General features: G+C 71.9%; 3 protein-coding genes. All 3 read left to right on the top strand.

Annotated features, from left to right (window positions below; translation table 11 throughout):
• On the top strand, positions 1 to 306 hold a 306-nt coding region (locus VB737_RS16195), incomplete at its 5' end, for a sugar nucleotide-binding protein (RefSeq protein WP_500314474.1).
• A gap of 34 nt (positions 307 to 340) precedes the next feature.
• Entirely contained in the window at positions 341 to 1504 is a 1164-nt protein-coding gene (gene rfbB, locus VB737_RS16190; RefSeq protein ID WP_500314472.1) for a dTDP-glucose 4,6-dehydratase, read from the top strand.
• Positions 1501 to 2645: cysteine--tRNA ligase (cysS, locus tag VB737_RS16185; RefSeq protein ID WP_500314470.1), on the top strand; the 1145-nt coding region annotated here is incomplete at its 3' end. The genes rfbB and cysS, both read left to right, overlap by 4 nt.

Below are 2645 nucleotides of genomic sequence, written 5' to 3'. Positions count from 1 at the left end.
GCGCAGGCCTGCTGGCGGGTGATCGAGCGGGGGGTGAGCGGCCGCCACCACTGGAGCGACTGCGGTGCCGCCAGCTGGTACGACTTCGCGGTGGCCATCGGCCAGCTGGCGGCGGCGCGGGGGCTGATCGACGCCCCGGCCCGGGTGCGGCCGATCACCACCGCCGACTACCCCACCCCGGCCCGGCGCCCCTCCTATTCCCTGCTGGATGGCACCACCACCCGGCGCGAACTGGACCTGGAGGGGCAACACTGGCAGGCCGCCCTCGCCGAGGTGCTGGCGCGGATTCCCCTGCCCCAGGCCTGAACACCCCCCACCCACGTCGTCTCGCTCCACCCCGATGGATCCCTACCCCAGCCTCGATCTGCCGGTGCTGCTGGCCGGCCGTCGCCGCATCCTGGTGACCGGCGGCGCGGGCTTCATCGGCGGGGCGCTGGTGCGGCGGCTGCTGCGGGACAGCACGGCGACGGTGTTCAACCTCGACAAGATGGGCTACGCCAGCGACCTGCTGGGCATCGTCAACACCCTGGCGGCGCTGGGGCCGGCGGCGGAGCGGGCCGACGGGCCGCGGCACCGGCTGCTGCAGGTGGACCTGGCCGATGGGGAGGCCACCGCCGCCGCGGTGCGCCAGGCCGATCCGGATCTGGTGCTGCACCTGGCGGCCGAAAGCCACGTCGACCGCTCGATCGACGATCCCGGCGCCTTCCTGGTCAGCAACGTGATGGGCACCTTCCACCTGCTGCAGGCGGTGCGGGCCCACTGGGAGGGGCTGCCGGCGGAGCGGCGGGAGCTGTTCCGCTTCCACCACATCAGCACCGATGAGGTGTTCGGCTCGCTGGGGGCCACGGGCCGGTTCTCGGAGACCACCCCCTACGACCCGCGCAGCCCCTACTCCGCCAGCAAGGCGGGCAGCGACCATCTGGTCCAGGCCTGGCACCACACCTTCGGGCTGCCGGTGGTGCTGACCAACTGCAGCAACAACTACGGGCCCTGGCAGTTCCCCGAGAAGCTGATCCCGGTGGTGATCCTCAAGGCCGTCGCCGGCGAGCCGATTCCCCTGTATGGCGACGGGGCCAACGTGCGCGACTGGCTGTACGTGGAGGACCACGTGGAGGCCCTGCTGCTGGCCGCCACCAGCGGCGAGGTGGGCCGCAGCTACTGCGTCGGTGGCCATGGGGAGCGCACCAACAAGCAGGTGGTGCAGGCCATCTGCGCCCTGCTCGACGAGCTGCGGCCCGGCGGCTCCCCCCACGCCGGCCTGATCACCCCGGTGGCCGACCGGCCGGGCCATGACCGGCGCTACGCCATCGACCCGCAGCGGATCAGCAGCGAGCTGGGCTGGCAGCCCCGCCACGACTTCCAGCAGGGTCTGCGGGCCACGGTGCAGTGGTACCTGGAGCACGACGACTGGTGCACCCACGTGCGCAGCCGGGCCGGCTACGGCGGCGGACGGCTGGGCCAGGCGGGTGCCGGCGCGGGTGCCGTGGCGGGAGCGGGCCATTGACCCTGCGGCTCACCAACACCCTCAGCCGCCGCTGCGAGCCCTTCGCGCCGCAGGTGCCCGGGCAGGTGTCGATCTACTGCTGCGGCGTCACGGTCTACGACCTGTGCCACCTGGGCCACGCCCGCAGCTACATCGTCTGGGACGTGCTGCGGCGCTATCTGCTGTGGAGCGGCTATGCCGTCACCTTCGTGCAGAACTTCACCGACATCGACGACAAGATCCTCAAGCGGGCCGAGGAGGAGGGCAGTTCGATGGCGGTGGTGAGCGAGCGCAACATCGCCGCCTTCGAGGCCGACATGGCCGCCCTGCACATCCTTCCCCCCGACCGGATGCCCCGGGCCACCCGCAGCCTGGACGCGATCCGCCAGCTGATCGGTGAACTGGAGGCCAAGGGGGCGGCCTATTCGGCCGATGGCGATGTGTACTTCGCCGTGATGCGCCAGGCGGACTACGGCAAGCTCAGCGGCCGCACGCTGGAGGACCAGCAGGAAGGGGCCAGCGGCCGCACCAACGAGGCGGAGGAGGCCCGCAAGCGCCACCCGTTTGATTTCGCCCTCTGGAAGGGGGCCAAGCCGGGCGAACCCAGCTTCCCCTCCCCCTGGGGAGCGGGGCGGCCGGGCTGGCATATCGAATGCTCGGCGATGGTGCGCGAGGAGCTGGGCACCACGATCGACATCCACCTGGGCGGGGCCGATCTGATCTTTCCCCACCACGAGAACGAGATCGCCCAGTCGGAGGCGGCCAGCGGCCAGCCCCTGGCCCGCTTCTGGCTGCACAACGGCATGGTGAATGTGGGCGGCGAGAAGATGTCCAAGTCGCTGGGCAACTTCACCACGATCCGCGCCCTGCTGGAGAGCGGCGTCAGCCCGATGACCCTGCGGCTGTTCGTGCTGCAGGCCCACTACCGCAAGCCGCTGGACTTCACCGCCGAGGCCCTGGCGGCGGCCGCCACCGGCTGGAAGGGTCTGGACGCCGCCCTGGGCCTCGGCGAGCGCCACGGGTCGGCCCTGGGCTGGGGGGCCGAGTCAGCGGCCGAAGACTCCGAAGCGCTGATCGAGGCCCGCGGCCGCTTCGCCGCCGCCATGGACGATGACCTCAACACCTCGGCGGCGGTGGCGGTGCTGTTCGAGCTGGCCCGGCC

Origin of the sequence: Synechococcus sp. BA-120 BA3, assembly GCF_034931285.1 — a bacterium.
Lineage (GTDB): Bacteria > Cyanobacteriota > Cyanobacteriia > PCC-6307 > Cyanobiaceae > Cyanobium.
The sequence above is the reverse complement of the archived record's forward strand: the minus strand, read 5'-3'. Positions and strand labels throughout refer to the sequence as shown.

Coding starts and splice junctions, on each gene's coding strand:
- rfbB (WP_500314472.1), top strand. CDS start 341: ATGGATCCCTACCCCAGCCTCGATCTGCCGGTGCTGCTGGCCGGCCGT.